Source organism: Aestuariivirga sp. (genome assembly GCF_020252395.1).
GTDB lineage: Bacteria > Pseudomonadota > Alphaproteobacteria > Rhizobiales > Aestuariivirgaceae > Aestuariivirga.
The window spans coordinates 1-3,100 of record NZ_JADCDB010000040.1 but is presented as its reverse complement, the minus strand read 5'-3'; the positions used below and the strand labels follow the sequence as shown (position 1 = coordinate 3,100).

The 3,100-nt window shown below is 66.7% G+C and carries 2 protein-coding genes; both read right to left on the bottom strand.

Annotated elements, in window-relative coordinates; all coding sequences use genetic code 11:
* Positions 1-1,479: glycosyltransferase (locus tag IOC82_RS16370; protein ID WP_290547272.1), on the bottom strand; the 1,479-nt coding region annotated here is incomplete at its 3' end.
* A 46-nt stretch (positions 1,480-1,525) separates the two neighbouring features.
* A partial coding sequence (locus IOC82_RS16365; protein WP_290547271.1) for a tetratricopeptide repeat protein occupies positions 1,526-3,100 on the bottom strand: 1,575 nt, incomplete at its 5' end.

Here is a 3,100-nt window from a genome sequence, read left to right as displayed (position 1 = left end):
GTCGTCTTCGCGGAAGTCTGCGCATCCGGAGAATCCTGTCGCCAGCACAGGCACTCCCAACAAAATTGCTTCGGCGATGTTTCGACCAAAGCCTTCAGCGCGATGCAACGAAAGCATAGCGTTACAGCACGCCAAGACGCCAAGCGCGTCCGCACGCTCAAGCGTGCCTTCCAGAAGACGTATCCGGCTGTCGCTGTCGATCGCCGCCTGAATAACATCCCAGCCTGGCGCAAAGTGCGGGTCACCGTTGGCACGCAAGAGTAGGAGCACGTCAGGTTCATCCGGAAATGCCTGTTGGAAGGCGCGTATGGCGCCACCGGGGTTCTTTCGAGCGACAGAGGAGTTTGGGTCGAAGGGACACACCACGACCCAGGCGTCCTCGGGGAGTCCCAGGCTGGACCGGCTGACGGAATGGACCGCCGACACGGCCACGACAGGCGGCACCATTCTGACCGGCACCACTCCATCCGCCTCGTAAGCTGCTGCCGTGTACGAGCTGGCCGCCCACACCTCGTCGACTAGGGAATAGGCATCCTGCCATTCCATCGGGAAGCGAGGCAGCTCCCAGGGCCAGTAGCCGATGTTCTTCGGCGCGCGCAGAAGATGGCCATGTCCCGAGAGGAGTAGGGAAGCTGTGTCAAAACCAGTCATGCAAAGGAGGGTGACGGGATATTCTAGATCGTCTGTCAGGCGCTCCTCCAATGTGCGGTCCTGCAGCCTTGCCTTGCTCCCAACCGGCCGCACATCGACTACACAGAAAGGCACCTCAGCCTCGTCCATGGCGGCCGCCGCCATACGGACATCTTCGCCAATGCCGAACTCCGCCCGAGCGAAACCGACCAAATTCACGCCAAAGCGCCGTGAGCCGCGCCAGGCTGCCTTCCGTTCCGCCGCGGTCAACGGCGACTTTGCGGCGGCAGGGAAGGTCGATTGCGGTAGCAACCGGCGACCGCTCGCCGCGAACCATGCCTCGAAACGGACCCGCCCCGCCGCTGTGTCAACGTTGAACAACGACTGCAAATCCGCCCGCGCGGCGCGCAATGAAAGGGCCACTGGGGCAGGCGCAGTTCGATTTGATCCCGACCACGGCCCGCCCGTGGAGAGGCCAATCAGATCCGCAAACTCAGCCGGCAATGGCGGCGCGTAGGCGAGTTCATGCGGGCCATGAACAACGTACCAACTGCAGAAAGCCGTCACCGCCTTACGGCTCGTCAAGGGAAAGGCGAGCTGCAGATCGGCCCGACTGGCGTGAAGACGCCGCAGCAGCCTGGGCAGTCTGAAGCCCGATCTGCCTGCCTCGACCGATTCCATGGCGACGGCGACCTGCACCGGACCGGCCCCCCAGGCTTTCGGGTACTCGTCCCGGCCAAACAGCAGCCACCAGGCCACAAACTCGCGCTGGCCTTCGGCACTGGCGGTCGAGCTACTCCCACGCACATCCCCGCGCAGCAGCCAAGCCGTCCACATGACGAAAGTCATGAAGTCAGGCCGCCGGATGTCGTCTGCCTGTACTAAGCTCAGTGCTCTAAACCACAAGGCATGGGCGGGCAGCTTCAAGTTCCTGGATCGCATCGGTCACGCCCGCCTTGGCAGCCCGTTCCAACCATCCGCGGGCCTCATCGGGCTCCCTCGCCGGGACAAACCCACGCAGCAGAAAGCGCCCCAGCATCAATTGCGCCTCCGGATGGCCCGCCTCGGCGGCTCGGCGGAACCAGACCGCCGCAGCCTCCCTATTGGGCGGAAGGCCGTGCCCTCCAGCCAGCAGGGCACCGGCGCCGAACATCGCACCCACATGCCCGGCTTCCGCCGCATGCAGATAGAGCTTGAGCGCAGCTTCCGGGTCCGCAGGCCCGCCCCGGCCATTGCCAAGCATTTCGGCCAAGGCGGCGGTCGCCTCAATATAGCCCTCGTCGGAAGCCCGGCGGAACCACGCGCGCGCCTGTGGCAAATCCGCCATCGAAGGGTCATCGCCGGACAACATGCGCGCATACCAATACTGGGCATTCACCACGCCGGTCGCGGCCACCTTCAGCCACTCGCCAGCCTCACGCGGATCAGGCCGCACGCCTACTCCATGCGCATGACAAACCGCAAGATTATAGGCCGCGACAAGATCCCCGCGAGAGGCCGCTTCGCGGAACCAGCCGGCCATCGTCGCGGGCAGGTCGCGCTCGGTCCGTGTGCCGCTCAACACAAGGTTCCCAACATCCGCCTTGGCCGATGCGTCGCCGGCGGCCGCAGCCGCGGCAAAAAGCCGGACAGCCTCGTCCGGGTCGCGCGGTACGCCGGCACCGGTCAGGTACAACATGCCCAGCGCGCGCTGGGCCAGCTGATGCCCCCCATCGGCCGCTCGCCGATACCAGGAGGCGGCTTCCAGATAGTTCGGCGGCAGGCCATCCCGACCATGCGCGTAGAGATCCCCGAGCAGAGCCGCGGCTTCGGCGTCCCCCGCCACGGCGGCCCGTCGCAACCAGGTCTCGCCATCCTGCGGATCGGCCGGGGCGCCGCGGCCCTCGATCAGCGCCAAGCCCAGGCGCGCCTGGGCCGGGCGATGCCCCGCTTCCGCCGCAGCCCGATACAGCGACGCGGCCGCCCCGAGGTCCTGCGCGACGCCTGTGCCCCCTTCGTGCATCATGCCGAGGAGATAGATGGCCGTCGCCAATCCCGCACTGGCGGCCTGGCCGATGAGCGCGGCACCTTCAACAAGATCGGCAGGCCCACCATTGCCGGAGATCCGCAAGACGCCAAGCCCAAGCGCCGCCTGCGGCAAGTCGGCTGCGGCCAGCGCCTTCCGGTACCATGCCTCGGCTGCGGCGTGGTCCTGATCCACGCCTGTCCCCGTCGCAAGGAGATAGGCATAGAGCGCCTGTCCCTCGGGGACGCCAGCTTGGGCCGCCTCAGCGGCCAGACGCGCCGCCGCGGCTGGGTCGGCCTTCGCGGCTCCGGCACGATCGCCGAACAAATCCCCAGATGCCGTTGTGGTGGCCGGCCAACCGTAGAGGATCATGACCGCCAGCATGGATTTCGCCGGCGCATGGCCGCTCGCGGCGGCCTGGGCGAACCACCGTGCCGCCTCGCTCGCGCTGCGGACCACGCCATG